General features: G+C 61.3%; 22 protein-coding genes and 1 tRNA gene. 12 read left to right on the top strand and 11 right to left on the bottom strand.

All coding sequences use genetic code 11. The features are described from left to right. Positions 1 to 1,447 (top strand): class I tRNA ligase family protein (locus Q7T10_RS16480; RefSeq protein WP_304750375.1); only part of this gene is annotated, 1,447 nt, incomplete at its 5' end. 38 nt (positions 1,448 to 1,485) lie between these two features. Here Q7T10_RS16480 and Q7T10_RS16475 read toward each other — a convergent pair. The 3 genes from Q7T10_RS16475 to cysM all read right to left on the bottom strand — a co-directional run bounded on the left by Q7T10_RS16475 (position 1,486) and on the right by cysM (position 3,349). After that, positions 1,486 to 1,713, bottom strand: coding sequence for a sulfurtransferase TusA family protein (locus Q7T10_RS16475; protein ID WP_304750374.1), 228 nt, complete (start codon positions 1,711 to 1,713; stop codon positions 1,486 to 1,488). Between the two features lie 126 nt (positions 1,714 to 1,839). Continuing rightward, positions 1,840 to 2,370 (bottom strand): NUDIX domain-containing protein, encoded by a 531-nt coding sequence (locus Q7T10_RS16470; RefSeq protein ID WP_304750373.1) that lies wholly within the window; start codon positions 2,368 to 2,370, stop codon positions 1,840 to 1,842. Between the two features lie 76 nt (positions 2,371 to 2,446). Beyond that, entirely contained in the window at positions 2,447 to 3,349 is a 903-nt protein-coding gene (gene cysM / locus Q7T10_RS16465; RefSeq protein WP_304750372.1) for a cysteine synthase CysM, read from the bottom strand. Between the two features lie 41 nt (positions 3,350 to 3,390). Here cysM and Q7T10_RS16460 point away from each other — a divergent pair. The 5 genes from Q7T10_RS16460 to Q7T10_RS16440 all read left to right on the top strand — a co-directional run bounded on the left by Q7T10_RS16460 (position 3,391) and on the right by Q7T10_RS16440 (position 6,600). Continuing rightward, positions 3,391 to 3,475, top strand: a tRNA-Leu gene (locus tag Q7T10_RS16460). Positions 3,476 to 3,670: 195 nt separating this feature from the next. Beyond that, positions 3,671 to 3,943, top strand: coding sequence for a DnaJ domain-containing protein (locus Q7T10_RS16455; protein ID WP_304750370.1), 273 nt, complete (start codon positions 3,671 to 3,673; stop codon positions 3,941 to 3,943). 12 nt (positions 3,944 to 3,955) lie between these two features. Then, positions 3,956 to 4,516 (top strand): hypothetical protein, encoded by a 561-nt coding sequence (locus tag Q7T10_RS16450; protein ID WP_304750369.1) that lies wholly within the window; start codon positions 3,956 to 3,958, stop codon positions 4,514 to 4,516. Positions 4,517 to 4,534: 18 nt separating this feature from the next. Continuing rightward, positions 4,535 to 5,278, top strand: a complete 744-nt coding sequence (locus Q7T10_RS16445) for a hypothetical protein (RefSeq protein ID WP_304750367.1) — start codon at positions 4,535 to 4,537, stop codon at positions 5,276 to 5,278. 44 nt (positions 5,279 to 5,322) lie between these two features. Next, on the top strand, positions 5,323 to 6,600 hold the full coding sequence (locus Q7T10_RS16440; RefSeq protein WP_304750366.1) for a hypothetical protein: 1,278 nt from the start codon (positions 5,323 to 5,325) through the stop codon (positions 6,598 to 6,600). A gap of 2 nt (positions 6,601 to 6,602) precedes the next feature. On the opposite strand, the gene Q7T10_RS16435 is transcribed toward Q7T10_RS16440, so the two are convergent. The 4 genes from Q7T10_RS16435 to Q7T10_RS16420 form a co-directional block, all read right to left on the bottom strand. Then, positions 6,603 to 7,421, bottom strand: a complete 819-nt coding sequence (locus tag Q7T10_RS16435; RefSeq protein ID WP_304750365.1) for an NYN domain-containing protein — start codon at positions 7,419 to 7,421, stop codon at positions 6,603 to 6,605. A 49-nt stretch (positions 7,422 to 7,470) separates the two neighbouring features. Beyond that, positions 7,471 to 8,613, bottom strand: a complete 1,143-nt coding sequence (locus tag Q7T10_RS16430; protein ID WP_304750364.1) for an outer membrane beta-barrel protein — start codon at positions 8,611 to 8,613, stop codon at positions 7,471 to 7,473. Positions 8,614 to 8,649: 36 nt separating this feature from the next. After that, positions 8,650 to 9,579 (bottom strand): ice-binding family protein, encoded by a 930-nt coding sequence (locus tag Q7T10_RS16425; protein WP_304750363.1) that lies wholly within the window; start codon positions 9,577 to 9,579, stop codon positions 8,650 to 8,652. A 313-nt stretch (positions 9,580 to 9,892) separates the two neighbouring features. After that, on the bottom strand, positions 9,893 to 10,846 hold the full coding sequence (locus Q7T10_RS16420) for an SDR family oxidoreductase (RefSeq protein WP_304750362.1): 954 nt from the start codon (positions 10,844 to 10,846) through the stop codon (positions 9,893 to 9,895). A gap of 48 nt (positions 10,847 to 10,894) precedes the next feature. Here Q7T10_RS16420 and Q7T10_RS16415 point away from each other — a divergent pair, with 48 nt between their 5' ends. Together Q7T10_RS16415 and Q7T10_RS16410 are read left to right on the top strand one after the other, a co-directional pair. Next, positions 10,895 to 11,968 carry a CDP-6-deoxy-delta-3,4-glucoseen reductase gene (locus tag Q7T10_RS16415; RefSeq protein ID WP_304750361.1) on the top strand — a complete coding sequence of 358 codons (1,074 nt, stop codon included), beginning with the start codon at positions 10,895 to 10,897 and terminating at the stop codon, positions 11,966 to 11,968. A gap of 19 nt (positions 11,969 to 11,987) precedes the next feature. After that, the gene (locus tag Q7T10_RS16410; protein WP_304750360.1) at positions 11,988 to 12,959 is read left to right on the top strand and encodes a tripartite tricarboxylate transporter substrate binding protein; all 972 of its coding nucleotides are present in this window, start codon (positions 11,988 to 11,990) and stop codon (positions 12,957 to 12,959) included. An 8-nt stretch (positions 12,960 to 12,967) separates the two neighbouring features. Here Q7T10_RS16410 and Q7T10_RS16405 read toward each other — a convergent pair whose 3' ends face one another. The 3 genes from Q7T10_RS16405 to xdhC all read right to left on the bottom strand — a co-directional run bounded on the left by Q7T10_RS16405 (position 12,968) and on the right by xdhC (position 15,732). Continuing rightward, entirely contained in the window at positions 12,968 to 13,552 is a 585-nt protein-coding gene (locus Q7T10_RS16405) for a chalcone isomerase family protein (RefSeq protein WP_304750359.1), read from the bottom strand. A 90-nt stretch (positions 13,553 to 13,642) separates the two neighbouring features. After that, the gene (locus Q7T10_RS16400; RefSeq protein ID WP_304750358.1) at positions 13,643 to 14,884 is read right to left on the bottom strand and encodes a urate hydroxylase PuuD; all 1,242 of its coding nucleotides are present in this window, start codon (positions 14,882 to 14,884) and stop codon (positions 13,643 to 13,645) included. Continuing rightward, positions 14,884 to 15,732, bottom strand: coding sequence for a xanthine dehydrogenase accessory protein XdhC (gene xdhC / locus Q7T10_RS16395; RefSeq protein WP_304750356.1), 849 nt, complete (start codon positions 15,730 to 15,732; stop codon positions 14,884 to 14,886). Before xdhC ends, Q7T10_RS16400 begins: the two co-directional genes overlap by 1 nt. Before the next feature lie 48 nt (positions 15,733 to 15,780). Here xdhC and Q7T10_RS16390 point away from each other — a divergent pair, with 48 nt between their 5' ends. Continuing rightward, on the top strand, positions 15,781 to 16,293 hold the full coding sequence (locus Q7T10_RS16390) for a hypothetical protein (protein ID WP_304750355.1): 513 nt from the start codon (positions 15,781 to 15,783) through the stop codon (positions 16,291 to 16,293). A gap of 4 nt (positions 16,294 to 16,297) precedes the next feature. On the opposite strand, the gene uraH is transcribed toward Q7T10_RS16390, so the two are convergent. Next, positions 16,298 to 16,651 carry a hydroxyisourate hydrolase gene (gene uraH, locus Q7T10_RS16385; RefSeq protein WP_304750354.1) on the bottom strand — a complete coding sequence of 118 codons (354 nt, stop codon included), beginning with the start codon at positions 16,649 to 16,651 and terminating at the stop codon, positions 16,298 to 16,300. 93 nt (positions 16,652 to 16,744) lie between these two features. On the opposite strand from uraH, the gene Q7T10_RS16380 reads away from it, so the two are divergent. The 3 genes from Q7T10_RS16380 to uraD form a co-directional block, all read left to right on the top strand. Then, positions 16,745 to 17,416, top strand: a complete 672-nt coding sequence (locus Q7T10_RS16380) for a GntR family transcriptional regulator (RefSeq protein WP_304750353.1) — start codon at positions 16,745 to 16,747, stop codon at positions 17,414 to 17,416. Positions 17,417 to 17,420: 4 nt separating this feature from the next. After that, entirely contained in the window at positions 17,421 to 18,371 is a 951-nt protein-coding gene (gene puuE, locus Q7T10_RS16375; protein WP_304750352.1) for an allantoinase PuuE, read from the top strand. A gap of 13 nt (positions 18,372 to 18,384) precedes the next feature. Then, positions 18,385 to 18,696: 2-oxo-4-hydroxy-4-carboxy-5-ureidoimidazoline decarboxylase (uraD, locus tag Q7T10_RS16370; RefSeq protein WP_304750351.1), on the top strand; the 312-nt coding region annotated here is incomplete at its 3' end.

Here is an 18,696-nt window from a genome sequence, read left to right as displayed (position 1 = left end):
CGATGCGGCGCAGCGCGGGGCACTCAGCGATTTCGATCTTTACTTGCCCTCAAGCGTATTGGTCACCGGCTACGACATCATCAGCTTCTGGGTCGCCCGGATGATCATGATGACCACCCACTTCACCGGCAAGGTACCGTTCAAACACGTCTACATCCACGGCCTGGTGCGCGACGCCCAGGGCAAGAAGATGAGCAAGTCTGAGGGCAATGTGCTCGACCCGGTGGACCTGATCGACGGCATTGCCCTGCCCGAGTTGCTGGTCAAGCGCTCGGAAGGTCTGCGCAAGCCCGAGACAGCGCCCGCCGTGCGCAAGAACACCGAAAAAGAATTCCCCACCGGCATTCCGGCCTTCGGCGCCGATGCCCTGCGCTTCACCTTTGCATCGCTCGCCTCCCTGGGTCGCAGCATCAATTTCGATGCCAAGCGCTGCGAAGGCTATCGCAACTTCTGCAACAAGCTGTGGAACGCCAGCCGCTTTGTGCTGATGAATTGCGAAGGCCAGGACTGCGGCCTGAATGAGCACACCAGGGAAGAATGTGCCGTCGGTGGCGCCGCGCACGGGTACCTTAGCTTCAGCCCGGCCGACCGCTGGATCGTCTCGCTGCTGCAGCGCGTCGAAGCCGATGTCGCCAAGGGCTTTGAAGAATACCGCCTGGACAACGTCGCCAGCACGATCTACGACTTCGTCTGGAACGAGTTCTGCGACTGGTATCTGGAAATCGCCAAGGTCCAGATCCAGCAAGGCAGAGACAACCCGGACGTGCAGACAGGTCTGGCGCAACAACGGGCGACGCGCCGCACCCTGATTCGCACTTTGGAGACCATCCTGCGGCTGGCGCATCCGGTCATTCCGTTTGTGACCGAAGAGTTGTGGCAAAAAGTGGCGCCGGTCGCCGGGCGTGCCGGTGAGTCCGTCTCGATCGCCGTTTATCCTCAGGCACAGCACGAGCGCATCGATGAAACATCCATCGCGTACGTAGACAAACTCAAGCAGCTGGTGGATGCCTGCCGCAATCTGCGCGGTGAGATGAGCGTGTCACCCGCGACCCGCCTGCCCCTGTTCGTGATCGCCACCCAGGCGAGTGAAGCCGCCTTCCTGAAGCAATCGGCACCGGTACTGCAGGCGCTGGCCAAACTCAATGAGGTGCGCGTGTTTGACGACGAAGCCGCCTGGGCCGCCGCTGCACAGGCCGCGCCCGTGGCGGTGGTGGGCGAAGCACGCATCTGCCTGTTTATGGAAATTGACGTCGCCGCTGAAAAGCTGCGATTGGGCAAAGAAGCGGCGCGGCTGGAAGGCGAAATTACCAAGACCGAAGGCAAGCTCGGCAACGAGGCTTTTGTCGCCAGAGCGCCCGCGGCCGTGATTGACCTGGAGCGCAAGCGGATGGCAGATTTTGTCGCCACCCTCGCCAAGTTGAAGGATCAGCTGGCTCGTTTGGGATAAGGCATGACGCAGGCCGGGGAGCCGGCCTGAATTTCACCTTAGCGGCGACGCATCACGTGAATGAAGTCGTCGCCCACGGCCTGCTGCTCCACCAGTTCATTGCCGGTTTGCTTGGCAAAGGCCTGGAAATCACGCATGGAACCGGCGTCCGTGGCGAACACCCGCAACGTCTGACCGCTTTGCATGTCGGCCAGCGCCTTCTTGGCTTTCAGGATGGGCAGCGGGCAGTTCAGGCCACGGGCATCGACCTCTTTGTCAATTTGCATCAGATTTCCTTGGAATTGGGACGATTTTAGAGGCCTTGGTGTGAATCCGGCGCCGGGCCGCCCCAAGACGGATCAGCCCCCTAGTGGGGCAGCACAGCACACGAAGTGGCAAGCGTGGGGGTCATCTCAGCGGCGTTTGGGAAGTTCGACGAATTGCGGCTCATGCCCACGCGAGCGCAGCCAGTCGGCCAGCGCATACCCGGTGCCGGCGGGCCAGCACTTCACCTTGTCAAAGTCAAAGAGCCGGTAGTCCACCAACTCGGGGGAGAGCTTCACCTCACCCTGGCAGACGGCGTGGTAGGCAATGATGATCTGGTTCATGCGCTGAAAATCGTAGACGCCGATCAGGTTCAACTCGGTGGCTTCCAGACTGGTTTCTTCCGCGATTTCGCGGGCGATGCCGCCTTGCGGCGTCTCACCCGCTTCCATGAAGCCGGTGATCAGCGCAAACATCTTGCCCGACCAGGCCGCGTTCTGCGCCAGCAGTATTTTTCCTTCGTACTCAATCACGGCCGCCAACACCGGCGTGGGATTGTTCCAGTGGGTGTAACCGCAAGCCACGCAGCGCAGGCGCTCTTTTTCACCGCCGTCCTCGAGCTGGGCAATGAACTCCAGGGGCGTCGCGCACTGGGGGCAGAATTTGAAAGCATGAGTCATGAGAAAACCTGTACGCTATGAATTAGATAGCTGCTCGCGCATATTCCACGAGGGCTATAGGGCATTTTTATCTGAATCAGGCGGGAAAAACACCGGTCGAAAGATAGCGGTCGCCGCGGTCGCAGACGATAAAGACAATGGTCGCTTTGGTTTCGCGCCTGGCAATCTCCTGCGCCACCCAGCAGGCGCCCGCCGCTGAAATGCCGGCAAAAATACCCTCTTCCCGCGCCAGTCGGCGGCACATCTCTTCGGCCGTCTCCTGGCTGACATACATCAATTCGTCCACATTGGCGGGGTTGTAAATTTTTGGCAGATATTCCTGTGGCCACTTCCGGATGCCGGGAATGCGTGACCCTTCGTTGGGCTGGACACCAATGATCTGAATCGCCGGATTCTTTTTTTTCAGAAACTGCGACACCCCTGTGATGGTGCCGGTGGTGCCCATGGCGCTCACGAAATGGGTGATCTGGCCCTTGGTATCGGCCCAGATTTCCGGGCCTGTGGTCTCGAAATGGACGCGCGGGTTGTCCGCATTGGCGAACTGGTCCAGCACGTGCCCTTTGCCGTCGCGCTGCATCTGCTCGGCCAGGTCCCGCGAATACTCGATGCCGCCGCTCTTGGGCGTGAGGATCAGTTCCGCGCCAAACGCTTTCATGGTTTGGGCACGCTCAATGGACAGGTCCTCCGGCATGATCAGGATCATGCGGTAGCCCTTGATGGCCGCGGCCATGGCCAGCGCAATGCCCGTGTTGCCGGAGGTCGCCTCGATCAGCGTGTCGCCCGGCTTGATGTCCCCTCGTTCCTCGGCGCGCCGGATCATCGACAAGGCCGGGCGGTCTTTCACCGAACCGGCCGGGTTATTGCCTTCCAGCTTGCCCAGGATCACGTTGCCGCGAGTGGAATTTTCTGCCGCTCCGATGCGTTGCAGCCGCACCAGCGGCGTTTTTCCGATCGAATCTTCAATGGTTGGGTATTTCATAGCCCACACTGTGCCATAATTCCACTCTTCGCTGAAAGCCTGCCCGGGTGGTGAAATTGGTAGACTCAGGGGACTCAAAATCCCCCGCCGCAAGGCGTGCCGGTTCGAGTCCGGCCCCGGGCACCATAGCTTTCAGACCATCAAAGTTGAGTTCGCAGGCCAGGTTCATTGCCACAAATGACCTCTGCTTCGCCTACGACTCTTTCAGGCAAAAACTTCTTCCGTCGAACTCGCAACCTGTCCTGGGTGCGAAAGGGCGACAGAACAGTTGAACCAAACCGGACCTTGCCACTCCAAGAAACTGGATATTGACAGGCACGCATGGACCATTACGCGACCCTTGGACTTGGCAGCGACGCGACGCTGGCCGATGTCAAAAAGGCGTTTCGCCAAAAAGCGTCGCTGCACCACCCTGACAGGAACGCCGCTGCCGACGCGGCGCAGCGCTTTCGGGCCGTGCAGGAAGCCTACGAAGTCCTCTCCGATGAGGCAAAACGTCAGGCTTACGACGACAACCGCCGCCGCAATCTGCTCGACAGTCCGATCGATACGGCGCGCGATATCTGGCAAAACTACTTCAACCAATTACTTTAAAGCACAGGTGACATGAGAATTTCCCCCTTCTTCCTCCAGCTACGTTCGGCCTACCAGTCTGAAATGGATGACTTGACGTTTGACTCCGAAGGACGGGACGTGCTGCGCCAGCGCTTGACCGAAAGACGCCAGGAACTCGGTTTTCTACTCCAGATGATCGAGCTCAGCCCCGAGATGGTGGCAGTGATATTCCACCAGGGCTTTCGCTTCCGCTTGCCAGCGGTGATGGATCACCTGCTGACGCACGAATCAGATGAATTTCCGGACTGGGACACCCTGGCCGACGCGGCACAGATGACCCCGTGGGCGCAGGACTTGACGCAGATCATCCTGAAAGAGCCCATGGGCGCGTGGTTTTTGACCGTGGCCGCGGGTCTGGAGTACATGTACGGCAAGCCTGATGCGGCGCCAGCCGTCACGAAGGACACCGACACGGACGATGGTGCCGACGACGATGAGGGCGACGAGCCTCTGGACGAGTTTGACGCCGAAGAAGAGCGTGATGCCCGCGCTCGCGAAGAAGCCGGCGCTGACTGGATGGTCGAACAGGGTTTTGACCGTAAAGACCGATAAGTTGAACTGGAAGCCTTGATGAACCACCTTGCCCTGATCGCAAAAACCCAAAGCCTGATTGCTGCTGGAGACATTGTCGGCGCCGAGTCGGCCCTGGTCGAACTGGCCGACACCGAAGGCGATGCCGCGCTGATGGTGGTGCTGGACCAGTTGCCGCCCAAGGACATCCTGGCCGTCATCCGCGAATACGACGACTCCAAGGAATCAGTGATCAACCTCATGGTCACACCGGCGCAGTTCGCCCGGGCCGTGGTGATCGAAAAGCAATACAAGGACTTGACCCGCACGCATCTGCGCGGCATGGTCAATTCGATCATCTTCAGGGAAGACGCTGATCCGGTTGAATTCCTGAACGCAATGGGCGATCTGGAAGGTGGCAGTGAAGCGCTGGCCGATTATTTTTCAGAGAAATGGAGCCGCGTCGAGGCGTTTGCCCGCACTGGCACCTTTGACACGGTGGAAGATGACGGCGAGATGCTCACTGAGACGGCGCTGCTGGCCTCGGCCTACGTGAAACCGCGCATTGAACAGGACGAAGTGGCCGACCATGACTGGATGGAACTCGCGTGGATATTGCGCCACGAGTGCCCCGACCTGTTCATTGAAATGCTGATCGTGCTGCGCGCCAAAGCCCGTGCCCACGACTTGGGGCTGGAAGAAGATGAAACCGAAGAAGATGACGGCAAGGTCGAAACCGGCGACACCGACCGCGGCAAAGCCACGCCAGCGGCGCGCGAGTCGGACGAGGAATCGGCGATCTGAAGGCGGCTTGCCCTGCCGAGCCCCATCCGCAACATTTCGCCACGATGACAACGCCACATTCAGCCGACCAGTCTTCAATCTCGCTCTACGATGCTCGCCCGTTCTTTGAAAAGGCGCTGGTGTTTGGCGTGCAAAACGGCATCCTCGACCAGCAAAAACTCGATGCTATTTGCACGGATGCCCCCAAAGGCATGGTGCAGATAGCGCGCTACTTTGGCAGCGAGTTTCTGCGCCCAGAGCTGGAAAAAGCGAAAGACAGAATCGTCAATCTGGTCAGCCTCTACCTTGAAAGCACCAGCAAGGGCGACTTGCGTCAAGCGGCCGAGTCGCTGCGCGATCATTCATTTTTGTCCCGATCCAAAGGCGGCTCGGACATGCTGAAAGGCATGATCGCCATGCCGCAAAACAGCCATTTCGGCATGAATGAGCACGGCGGCTTCACCGACGACCACATTCCGCTGCTGGCCAGGTGGTCACTGCGAAGCCTGGCCGACTACCAGGCCGAATTCGCCAAACGCAGCGAGGTAGCACAAATCATCGATGCGGCCATCTGGCTGGCCGACACGCTGGGTATGGATACCGCCGAACTCGAAGACGCCGGCAAGGATGCCGAAGCGGTCATCCGGACGGCTTTGTTGGTGCTGGCCACCAAACGCACTGAAATGCCCGATTGGGTCGCGTTTGAGAAGATGATTGCCGCGCTACGCAAGAAGCACGGATCGGCCCCTGCTGTCGTCAAAGGCACCTCCAAGGCCGCCAACAAGGCGAGCGCCGGACCGGCAGTCTTTGCGGTCACGATACCGAAAAACCTGCCGGACCAATTCAAGGCCGTTGTCGAGGCAGTGCGGCAGTCCGTCGTCGCAGATCTGCCGAAGATTCTTGACGCCACGCTGCCCACCAGAAAACTGTTTGACCAGACGCCTGCGTTCATGGGCCGGTATTTCTGGGTTGAGGACAGCCTGAGCGAAGTGGATCACCATGACCGTTCGGCGTCCGACACCTGGAACAAAGCCACAGGGGGGCACAGCGACGACAGCTCGCTGCTCACGCTGTTCCTGTCCGTGGCCGCGGGTGTCGCCCCCAAAACGCTACTGACCGAAAAAGGCGCAGCCGCGTTGATTCGCAAGATTCGAAAGGCAGGGCTGAAACAGGACTTGGTCAACCAGTACATCCTGAACCAGGCGCCGGCGCAGCACCAGGAAGACTACAGCCAGTTGTGGATCAACTTCATGGACGATGCGCAGAACACGCTGCAAAGCGATTTTGACTACGAGTTGAAAGACGCGCTAGCCCTGCTGCGGCGCGAGTGCAATGTGAAGTGAGGTCAGCGCAACCTGACAAGCAGCTCAGAGTCGCCTTGACGAACCTCGACCAGGGAATCAAGTGATTCCAGCATGACCGGGAAGTTGGCGTAACCATGGTCCCTGGTATCAAAGGTCGGGTCAAGCCGTTTCATCATGTGCCAGATGGATGCTTCGCTGACCCAGTAATCGCCCTTGGTTTCGGTCAGCAGACGGATGGCGCGCTTGAACATTTCGGCGGCGGAACTCAGGGGTTCTGGTGATGCTGCCGACGTCTGGGCATTGGATTGCGCAAGGTCTGCTGCCGCCGGCGCTTCCACCAAGTTTTCATAATAACGAAACTCGTGGCAACTCTTGGCCCAGTGCCGGTTGGTCGACTTGCGGGCACCCACGCCGATCAGCGTGCGGCCTGCGGCCTTGATCTTCTGGGACACCGGCATGAAGTCGCTGTCGCCCCCAACGATCACGACAGTGCCGATATGGCCAAAGCGGCTGATGTCCTCCACGGCGTCAAGACACAGCTTGATGTCAGCACCGTTCTTTGCCGATGCGCCGGGTGAGAACAGCTGGATGAGTTCAACCGCACCCTGGAGCAAGGCGTCCCGGTAACGACCGAAGTACTGCCAGTTGCAATACGCCCGGTTGATGGCAATCGGTCCGAAAGACGCGGCCAGTTCGACAATGGCCTGAACGTCCATGAGCGGCTCCTGCGCCTTGAACCGTCCATCCGGTTTGTTGTAGGAGCCTTCTCCCTGCCGCGCTTCGACAAGACTCGCGTGGAGATTCTCAAAATCCCAATAGAGGGCTACCGACTTGTTATCGTCGCTGTCGCTTCTGTTCAAAATATCATCCCGCCGGTTGCTCGTCTGCCAATGCTAACCGGCGAGCGCCTTACTTCGTGCCGGAGACTTCGATTTCCACGCGGCGATCAGGCTGCAGGCAGGCGATCAGTTCCTTGGTTGCCTTCTTGCCGACGCAATCAGCTGGCTTCGTCACAGGATCTGCGCCGTTCACGCCTTTGACCGCGATCTTGCCGGCCGGGATCCCTGCAGATTCGACCAGATAGGCGCTAACCGCTTCGGCACGATGCGTCGAAAGCTTCATGTTGTAGGCGTGCGAACCGATCCGGTCACTGTGTCCCGTCACGGTGATGACGTCAAAGTTGACCCCCTTCAGGTCTGCCGCGAACTTGTCGAGGGCCTGCTTGCCCGCAGGCTTCATGGTCGCTTTGTCGAAATCGAAAAGCGAATCGGCGGAAAAGGTCACCTTCGTCGGCATGGGTGGCGCAGCAGGAGGTGGCGGTGGCGCCACAGCCGGCACTGGAGGTGCGGCCGCAACAACAACCGGTTCGGGCATCACGGCCGCGCGCGGGGCCGGCGCCGGCGTCTTGGCGCCAAAGCGATAGACCAGGCCAACCGAAACGAGGTCTACGTCCCCTTTGTTGCCAACGGCGTCGTTGATGCGGTAGCGCTCCACCTCGGCGCGCATGGCCAGCGATTCGGTCAACGCGTACTGAAGGCCCACACCCAACTTGAGGTTGGTCTCACGCGTGCTGGGGTTGGGATTGAGCACCCTGACTGCGCCGGTTCCCGCAAAGGAGTCCGTGGCTTGTGCATAGTTCGCGCCGATGCGGCCGAATACGGAGAATTTTTCGGTGACCGGCAGAATGCCGACTGCGTCCAGGTTCAATCCCTTCAGCCTGATATTGCCGCTCAAGGTTCCTGCAGGTGTTGTGGTGGCCATGAATCCAAATTTGCCCAGATCGAAGTAACCGCCTTCAAGGGCAAAATTCTTGTTGAACTGGTAGCCACCGAATATCTTGTAACCGAGATCGCGGTTTTCATCGGCGATGGAGACCCCGCTGAAACCACTGCCAAGCAGGCTGCTCGTGATCCGCGCGTCGTCAATGGTGGCTTTGGACTGCCCAATGTTGGCGCCGCCGTACCAGCCGGAATCGTCCGCGATGGCGAAGGGACTGGCGATGACAGCCAGGGCGACCAGGCTCAGCGTCCCTGATGCTTTTTTAAGATTCATTTTTTTCTCCAGGAGGATTTGAGGATGCTTCAAGCTTTAAGGGGCCGGCACGTTGATGACCGTGTTGACCAGCGTCACCGAGGCATTCAGGGACAAGGCCCGCCCGTTCAGTGTGGTCAGCGCCGCGTTGCCGGCGGTGGAGAACGTAACGCCCGCCTGGGAAATGATGGTCCCAACCATGGTCCCGCCGCCTCCTGCGTTGATCGTCGCGGCACTGCCGACCTGCCAATAGACGTTCTTGGCTTGGGCGCCTCCCGCCAGAATCACGCTCTGGGGGAAAGCCGCTCCCGGACCGCCCACGGTGAGCGTGGTCGCCATCTGGAACACCCAGACCGCATTGGCGTCGCCCTTCGCATCCAGGGTCAGATCGCCGCCCTCCATCTTGAACGATCCCGCTGCTGCGGTGTACACACCCGGCGCGAGCGTGAGGTTGGCCAGGTTGCCGGCACCCGGATTGGGTCCAGCCGGTTGCGCGACCAGGTCGTTATAGGCAGCCAGCACATCAGCCCGGGCGTTGGTTGCAGCGGTACAAGAGGCGGCATTTACAACGGCGGACGTTGGGCCCGTTGTGGACGTGGTGCAGGTGTAGATTTTCCCGGTCACATTCCCGATATTGGCTCCCGTTTCCGTGTAGATGTCGCCGTTCGAATCATGAAATCCAGTCACCGACGAAGTACCCGTCGCCATGGTGCCGATATCGGCCGTGTTGCCGATGCCACTGCCGGTGATCACGGTGTTGATACCCATGTTGGTCATTCCCGCCGTGCCCCCAAAGATACCGAACCTCGCGAGCGAAGGCGCACCAAAGGATGTGGCCGTCGGCGCGGGTGCAGTTGCACTGATGCCACTGCCCGCGCCGGTTCCCAGGATCGGATCTTGTCCGCCGCCGCAGCCTGCGATTGCAGCGCTCAGAAGTGCCGCCATGAACCATGGCTGCACTCTGGAATTGCTTTTGAATTTGTTCATTTGTTTCACTCTTTAAAAATCGGGTCCGAAAAACCGCCGCTGAAATCGACGATCCCTTGTCGGTGCTGGCGCTGACTCGCTGTGCGGTCGCGTTCACACACTCAGTTTGATGCAGACCTCAGTATTGGCCCGCGCGGCGGGAAAGTCTGTGTGCTGGCGCACGGACTCGCAAAAATTGGTACGCCGGTGTTCGCGCAACTGACGACGCTGCCGGGCGCGGGTGTCGATATCTTTTTATTGATCAGCCGCGCAGCGGCGTCTGATTGGCAACGCCAGTTGTGGCAGCACCGGCGGCGGTGTGTGCCGGTTCGACTCACACCCCGGGCACCGGGGACAACAAACCGACGTCGACCGTCGGATAGCGCAACTGCAGCCGCAGCTCACGTTTCAGGCGCGTGTTGTCCATGCGGCGCGATTCGCTCATGAAGCTCAACAGCATCAAGGGCAACTGTTCCCTGGCCGTGTTGCGCGCCACGCGCGGCGGACGCGGCAAACCGTACAGATCGGCTGCGAGATCAAAGTAGTCGCCCATCTTGAGGCAGGTGTCGTCATTCACGTTGTAGATGCGCTGCGGCTTGCCGCGCCACAGCGCAGCAATGCAGGCCCGCGCCAGATCGTCGGCGTGAATGTGGTTGGTATAGACGTCATCCGCCGCCTGCAGCACGGGCGTGCCCTTGAGCAGGCGCGGTTGCGGCGTGCCGCCGGCACGGTCAGGCGCGTAGATGCCGGGAATGCGCAGAATGCTGCTGCGCACCTGCGCGGCCCGGCCAAAAAATCGCACCCAAGCCTCAGCATCAATTCGCCTCCTGGCCCTCGTTGTATCTGGGTGAGGCGCTCTCGTTTCCATAGCAACCTCACCCTGACAGTCGCCATACACACCACTGGTGGAGCCATAGACCATGGCGTCCGGCAGGCTGCGCAGGCGCAAGGCGCGGGTCAACGCCAGGGTGCGGGGATCAGACCAGCCCTCACCCGGTGGCGGCGCCAGGTGCAGCACGCGGGTCGCCAGCCCGGCCAGCCGGCGCAACGAGGCCGGTGAGTCCAGGTTGCCGGCCAGGGGCGTGATGCCCTGCGAGCGCAATTCGGCGGTGCGATCAGCAGTTGACGTCAGCGCCAGCAGTCGCACCCGACCCGACAGCGCATGGGCCACCCGCAGGCCGACATCGCCGCAGCCCACGATCAAAACACGGGCGCGGCGAAAGCGGGCCGGCAAGGCACCTGGACGGGTGGCGTACAGGCTGGTATGGGGGCTTTGGTTTGAGGGCAAAATCGGGGACTGACCAGTAATGCAACACAGCCCAAGGATACAGAAATCATGACGAGCAGCGAAACCGGGACGCAAGGCTTCCAGATCACGGTGCAACCCAGCGGTCGCGCCTTCACGACCAGCCCCGGAGAAGCGATTCTGGCCGCGGGCATTCGCGCCGGGATTGGCTTGCCCTATGGCTGCAAGGACGGCGCCTGTGGCTCCTGCAAGTGCAGGAAGCTCGAAGGCATTGTGGTGCACGGGCCGCACCAGAGCAAGGCGTTGAGCGCCGAGGAAGAAGCGAACGGCTTTGTGCTCACCTGCTGTGGCGTGCCGCACAGCGACGTGGTGCTGGAGTCGCGCCAGGTCACGTCTGAGGGCGCGCTTCCAATCAAGAAGATGCCGACGCGGGTGAGCGTGATGGAAAGAAAGTCCCTCGATGTGATGTTGCTCAAGCTGCAGTTGCCGGCCAACGACAACTTCACCTACCACGCCGGCCAGTATGTGGAGTTCATCCTGCGCGATGGCGCGCGGCGCAGCTACTCCATGGCGAACGCGCCCCACACGCTGGCAGCAGGCGGCGGACTGGAGCTTCACATCCGCCACATGCCGGGCGGCAAATTTACCGACCAGGTGTTCACCACCATGAAGGAAAAGGAAATCCTGCGTGTGGAGGGACCTTATGGCAGTTTCTATTTGCGCGAAGACAGCAGCAAGCCCATCGTGATGCTGGCCTCCGGCACCGGGTTTGCCCCCATCAAGGCGATGATCGAACAGATGCAATTCAAGGGCATCACGCGCCCGGTCACGCTGTACTGGGGCGCGCGCCGCCCGGCGGACCTGTACATGGATGAATGGATCAAGACCAAGGTCACCGAGATGCCCCATTTGCACTATGTCCCCGTTGTCTCGGATGCCCTGCCGGAAGATGGCTGGACCGGCCGAACCGGCTTTGTGCACCTGGCCGTGTTGCACGACCTGCCCGATCTGTCTGGCTACCAGGTGTATGCCTGCGGTGCCCCCATCGTGGTGGATTCGGCCAAAGCCGCCTATACCGCGCAGGCCGGCCTGCCCGAAGATGAGTTCTATGCGGACGCTTTCATCACCGAAGCCGACAAGGCCCGGGATGCAGCAGCAGTCTGAAATCACGCCAACCATTTTTATGCATATCAAAACACTCCTCGCCGCCGCCCTTGCTGTTCTCGCCTCTGCCACCGCGCCCTTGGCACAGGCCCAGGGCAAGCCGATTCGCCTGATCGTGCCCTACGCCGCCGGTGGTCCCATTGACATCACGGCACGCGCGCTGGCGGAACGCGTCAGAGACACCCTGGGGCCGGTCATCATCGACAACCGGCCAGGTGCGGGCGGCAACATCGGCGCTGACGCGGTGGCCAAAGCGGCCCCCGACGGCCTCACCATCGGCATCGCGGCCACCGCCACCCATGCCGTCAACCCCTGGCTTTACGGCAAGATGCCCTACAACGCTGCGACCGACTTCGCCCCCATCACCCAGATGGTGCGGGTACCCAACGTGCTCGTCATGAACGCCGAGACAGCCCAGCGCCTGAAGATCAGCAGCGTGAGCGACCTGATCGCCTACGCCAGGGCCAACCCGGCCAAGCTCAACTATGGCAGCGGCGGCAACGGCAGCGCAGGCCACCTGGCCGGCGAAATGTTCAAGAAAGAAGCCGGCATCTTCGCCGTGCACATTCCGTACAACGGTGGCAACCCGGCGCAACTGGCGCTGCTCAGCGGCCAGGTGGATTTCAACTTTGACAACCTGGCCACTGCGGCCCCCAACATTCGCTCCGGCAAGCTCAAGGCCATTGCGGTAACCACATTAAAGGGGGTCAGCGCTTTGCCCGGCACACCGCCGGTGGCGGACACCCTGAAGGGCTTTGCCATCGATACCTGGTGGGGCTTGGTGGCGCCGGCGGCCACACCCAAAGACGTGGTGGCCCGGCTCAATCAGGCCTTCGTGGCGGCACTCAATGCGCCAGAAACAAAAACCCGCTTTGCCACCCTGCTGGCCGAACCGGCGCCCAGCACACCAGAAGACTTTGGCGCATTCATGAACAGCGAGCGCTCCAAATATGAGGGGCTGGTGAAGGCGTCTGGCGCCCGGGTGGACTGACGAAAGGCTTACCCGCCGACCAGCCCCTTCTTGAGGCTGCCGTCAACCGGCTTGTCGCCGATCCAGATGCGCAGCACCGAGGTGAAGAAATCCTCGCCGGGGATCACGTTGCCGCGCACCTGTCCGTTGACCGTTACGCGTGTGCCCGCATCGGGCACGAATTCGAAGTGGATCACGTCACCCTTCTTGACCTCGCCCACCGCCTTGAGGTTTGCATTCAAGGCGTCAATTTGCGCCTTCATGGCGACGAACTGCGCCTCGGTGTGGTTGCTGCGCAAACCGTCATTCAGGGCTGCGGCAAAGGTCTCCGCATCGACGTTGCGCAACATGATGATGGCCATGCGGCGCGCGCCCTTTTGGGCCAGCAGCGTCGCCGCGTCGCCCGCCTTCTGGGGGACATACAGCCCGGCCACGTAGACCTTGAAGATGACCCGTGTGCGCACGCCGGCGCCATTGAGTTGCAGCGTCGTGGCGCCCACCTGGACCGCCGGTTCGAGCTTCACGCCTTCGAGCTCGACCGGCTGCGCAAGCGCCCCCGCTGCGGCAAGCGCCAAGAGCATCCCGGCCAGAAGCCGTGCCATCAAATTATTCATGTTCTGTCTCCTTTGGGTTAAAAGCCAGGGCCTCGCCCCGGAGCTGATGCAGGGTAGCAGATTGCATTCTGGCCGCTGATTGGACGTAGCTCAATCGGTCTTGGCCCCCGCCTCAAACCATTGCCTGATGAGCGAGCGCTCGGCATCGGTGATGCCAGTGGCGTTGTTCATCGGCATCAGCTTCAGCACCACCGCTTGCTGGTACACGTTCTGCGCGTGAAGCCTGAGGTTTTGCGGTGAATCCAGCCGCACGTTCTTCATCTGCACCTGTTCGCCATGGCACAGGTAGCAGCGCCGCGCCAGCACCGCCTGCACTTCTTTATAGCCATTTTGGCCTGCAGCCCCCGTCGGATATGCGGAAGTAGCTACTGAATTAATAGCGCTGTTGCCGGTGACCGAGGGCGGCGCCGGCTTCAGCCAGACGATCACCGCCACGATGGCCAGCACCCCCACCAAGGCATAGCCCAGCGGATTGCCATTGCGCCCCAATTTGTAGCCGTGGCGCATGACAAAAAACTGGCGAATGGCGGCGCCGGCGAACATCATCAGAATCAGCACCAGCCAGTTCTGCGGGTGCGTGTAGGTAAAGCTGTAGTGGCCGCTGAGCATGGCAAACAGCACCGGCAGGGTGAAATAGGTGTTGTGCACGCTGCGCTGCTTGCCGCGCTGGCCGTGGATGGGGTCCACCGGCGCGCCCGCCTTGATCGCCGCCACGACCTTGCGTTGCCCCGGAATGATCCAGAAAAAGACGCTGGCGCTCATGGTGGTGGCCAGCATGGCACCCACCAGCAAAAAGGCCGCCCGGCCAGCAAACCAGTGGCAGGCCAGCCATGACGCAATACACACCAGCACGAACACCAGCGCCCCCACGATCGCGTCGCCATGTCTACGCTGGCCGAACACCCGGCAAATCAGGTCGTACAGCAGCCAGAACACCACCAGGAAGGACAGCGCCACGGCGATCGCGCTGGCAGGTGCCCAATCCATGCGCGACTTGTCTATCAGGTAGGTGCTGGCGCTCCAGAGATAGGACACCGTGAACAGCGCGAAACCCGATAGCCAGGTGCTGTAACTCTCCCAATAAAACCAGTGCAAGTGACTGGGCAGCTGCGACGGCGCCACATTGAACTTGACCGGGTGATAAAACCCGCCGCCGTGCACCGCCCACAGTTCACCGCTGACGCCCTGTTTTTTCAGGTCTTCATCGACCGGCGGCGTGAGACTGCTGTCGAGAAAGACAAAGTAAAACGACGAGCCAATCCAGGCAATGGCGGTGATGACGTGCACCCAGCGCAACAGCAGGTTGGCCCAGTCGAGGTAGTAACTTTCCATCAGTCTTGTCCTTTTGTGTGCCCGCGACGCGCGCTGTGCGCTGGCAGCGTCTGCAATATCTGTGCCGCCACCGCCACGGCGATCACCTCGGGCTCCTTGCCGGCAATTCCGGGAATGCCGATTGGACAGGTGATGTGAGCGAGCTCCTGCGGCGTAAAACCCCGCGCCTCCAGCCGGTGGCGAAAAGTGGCCCACTTCGTTTTGCTGCCAATCAAGCCGACATACGGCAAGTCCGCCTGCAAGCGCTGGCGCTTCAAGCAAGCCGCCACCACCTCCAGGTCCTCCGCATGGCTAAAGCTCATGATGAGCACGCGGCTGTGCGGCGCCAGCTGCGCCACCGCCGCCTGCACCGGGTCGGAATGCTCGCAGCTGACATTGGAAGGCAGGCCCACCGGAAAGACTTCATCGCGGCTGTCAATCCAGCTCACCTGCAGCGGCAACGGTGCCAGTACCCGCACCAGGGCATGGCCGACGTGGCCACCGCCAAACAGGGCGACCGGATAAAGCTTGGCGGCCAGGCGCGCCTGCAGCAGCGCGATGTCCGCCGCGCTCACCCGCTCGAAACGAAGATGCACCTCGCCACCGCAGCACTGGCCCAAGGAGGGGCCCAGCGCAAAACGCTGCACCGGTTCGCCCTCGCCGCCCGGCAATCCGAGCAGGCGTTCGCGCGCTTGCGCCGTGGCCTCGAACTCCAGGTGCCCGCCGCCAATCGTGCCCACCGCGCCCTGACTGAAAACCGCCATCCAGGCCCCTTGTTCCCGAGGCACCGAGCCGCGGGTCGCGTGCACCGTGATCAAAACGGCTTCTTCCAGCGCCAGGCGCGCAAAAAACTTTTCCCTTGTAGTCACGCTACCATTACCTCATATAAGCCATAACATAAGCAGAAGAGACGCACCATGAACCTATTACTCCTTATCCGCCGAGCCTTGATGGCCGCTACCGCCGGCGTAGTCGCCTTTATGGCGGGCTGCACGTCCACGCCCACGGCTCCCCCAGCCGCGGCACCCGTACCCGACGCGCCGCCGTCTGCTGCAGAGCAAGCTGCCGGACCAGCGCCTGTGGTCACGGTCTCGCGCGCGATCACACCACGGGACTACCGGCGCGATGCCGCCAGTCATCTGTATGCGAAGAATACCCAGCGAATTTATCAGGGCAAGATGCCGCCGAATCTCTACGCCATTGGCGTGCTGCAGGTTGACGTCGACGGCAAGGGCCGGGTCACGAAGCTCAACTGGATGCGAGCCCCGACCCATGCGCCCGAAGTCGTCAAGGAAATCGAACGTATCGTCCGCCTGGCCGCACCTTATCCGACCCCTGCGCGCATGGGCCGGGTGACTTATACCGACACCTGGCTGTGGCACAAGAGCGGCCTGTTCCAACTCGACACCCTGACCGAGGGGCAGCTGTAAAGACTCATGAGCCGCGATAGGTCGAATAGCTCCAGGGGCTGACCAGCAGCGGCACATGGTAGTGCTGGTCCGCATGGGCTATGCCGAAATCCAGACTCACTTTGCCCAGAAAATTAGGCTCCGGCAGCGCCACGCCGCACGCCTTGAAGTAAGCCGCCACATCAAACACCAGCCGGTAGGTACCGCACTTGAGGCTGTCGTTGTCAATCAGCAGACCGTCCGGGTTGCGGCCATCCTGATTGAGCACGAACTCCTTGACCAGGGTGGCCGTGTCCCCCGCCGTGGTGAAAAGCGCAACCCGCATGCCCGCCGCCGGCGTGCCGTGCATGGTATCCAGTACGTGTGTGCTCAAGCCCATGGCGTGTCCTTCGTCAATGCAAGACCACCTTGAGAATACCGGTAGCCGACTGAAAGTGTATACACTTTTTCGGATTGCAGCTATCATGACTGCATGGAGTCATCCACCACCAGTTTCATCGTGAACGCCTTGACCCAGGCCATCGTGGCGCACCAGCTTCAGCCCGGCACCAAGCTGTCCGAGCAAAAAGTGGCCGACCAATTTGGCGTCTCCCGCACCCTGGTCCGACAGGCCCTGTTCCAGTTATCGCAAAATCGCTTGATCCGTCTGGAACCCGCCCGGGGCGCCTTTGTGGCGACGCCCTCGGTCGAAGAGGCCAGGCAGGTCTTCACCGTGCGCCGCATGCTGGAAGCGGAGATGACACGGGCCTTTGTGCGGCAAGTCACGCCAGCCATGATCCGAGCGCTCAAGGCGCATGTGGCACAAGAAAAATCAGCGGTGGCGCTTGACGACGTTCCTGGCCGTACCGAATTGCTCGGCGATTTTCATGTGCGCATGGCGGAACTCATGGGCAACGATGTGCTGGCGCAGATGCTGGTGGAGCTGATTTCACGCTGCTCGCTGATTACCCTGATGTACCAGTCCGCCAGCGCTGCCGAACACTCCCATACAGAACATGCCGCCATCGTGAAGGCGCTGGCCGCCCGCGACGAGGCCCTGGCGGTGCAATTGATGGACGAACACCTGCACCACGTCGAGGCCAATCTGACATTTGACCGAAAAGCCCCCAACGTCGACATCGCCCCGGCGCTGGCGCTGGCCTGAAAATATGCATAACTACGACAGCACCCTCCCCTACCCGCGCGATCTCATCGGCTACGGGTCCAAGCCGCCGCACGCCCAGTGGCCGGGGCAGGCTCGCGTCGCCGTGCAGTTTGTCCTGAACTACGAAGAAGGTGGCGAAAACAGCGTGCTGCACGGCGATGCCGGTTCCGAGCAGTTTTTGTCAGAGATGTTCAACCCGCCCAGTTTTCCCGAGCGCCACATCAGCATGGAGGGCATTTACGAATACGGCTCGCGCGCGGGCGTGTGGCGCATCCTGCGCGAGTTCGAAAAACGCCAGCTGCCACTGACGGTGTTTGGCGTGAGCATGGCGCTGGAGCGCCATCCGGAACTGGTGCAGGCCCTGAAAGCGCTGGGCCATGAAATTGCCTGCCATGGCTGGCGCTGGATCCATTACCAGCACCTGGACGAAGCCACCGAGCGCGAGCACATGGCGCGGGGCATGGACATCATCACCCGCATGACCGGCGAACGCGCCCTGGGCTGGTACACCGGACGCGACAGCCCCAACACGCGCCGCCTGGTGGCGGACTACGGCGGCTTCGAGTACGACAGCGACTACTACGGCGACGACCTGCCGTTCTGGATGGAGGTCAAAAAAACCAATGGCGACGTCGTGCCCCAACTGATCGTGCCCTACACCCTGGACTGCAACGACATGCGTTTTGCCCTGCCGCAGGGCTATTCCCACGCCGACCCGTTCTTTCACTACCTCAAGGACACGTTTGACGTCTTGTACGCGGAGGGCGCCGAATCACCCAAAATGATGAGCGTCGGCATGCACTGCCGGCTGCTGGGGCGGCCCGGGCGCATCACGGCGCTGCAGCGCTTTCTGGACCACATCGAGAAATTTGACCGGGTCTGGGTCTGCCGGCGCCTTGACATTGCCCGGCACTGGAAAGCCACCCACCCTTACCAGGCAAACGACCCGCACTAGCGTGAGACCGAACATGGCCCTGACCCTTGAACAACTCAATGCCGCGCCCAGCGAGGAAGCCACGCGGCTGCTGGAGGGCGTGTATGAACATTCGCCCTGGATTGCAGAAGCAGCACTGAAGGCGCGCCCGTTTGCCTCGCTCGCGCAACTGAAACACGTCATGGCGCGCACCGTGGCCGGTGCAGGTCGCGACGCCCAGCTGGCGCTCATTCGCGCCCACCCCGAGCTGGCCGGCAAAGCCATGGTCAGCCAGGCATTGACAGCAGAGTCCAGCAACGAACAAAGCACAGCCGGCCTGACCCAATGCAGCGCTGAGGAATTTGCC

The sequence above is a fragment of the Rhodoferax sp. genome (assembly GCF_030646845.1).
Lineage (GTDB): Bacteria > Pseudomonadota > Gammaproteobacteria > Burkholderiales > Burkholderiaceae_C > Rhodoferax.
Note: the sequence above shows the minus strand (reverse complement) of the source record. Positions and strands in the feature narration are given on the sequence as shown.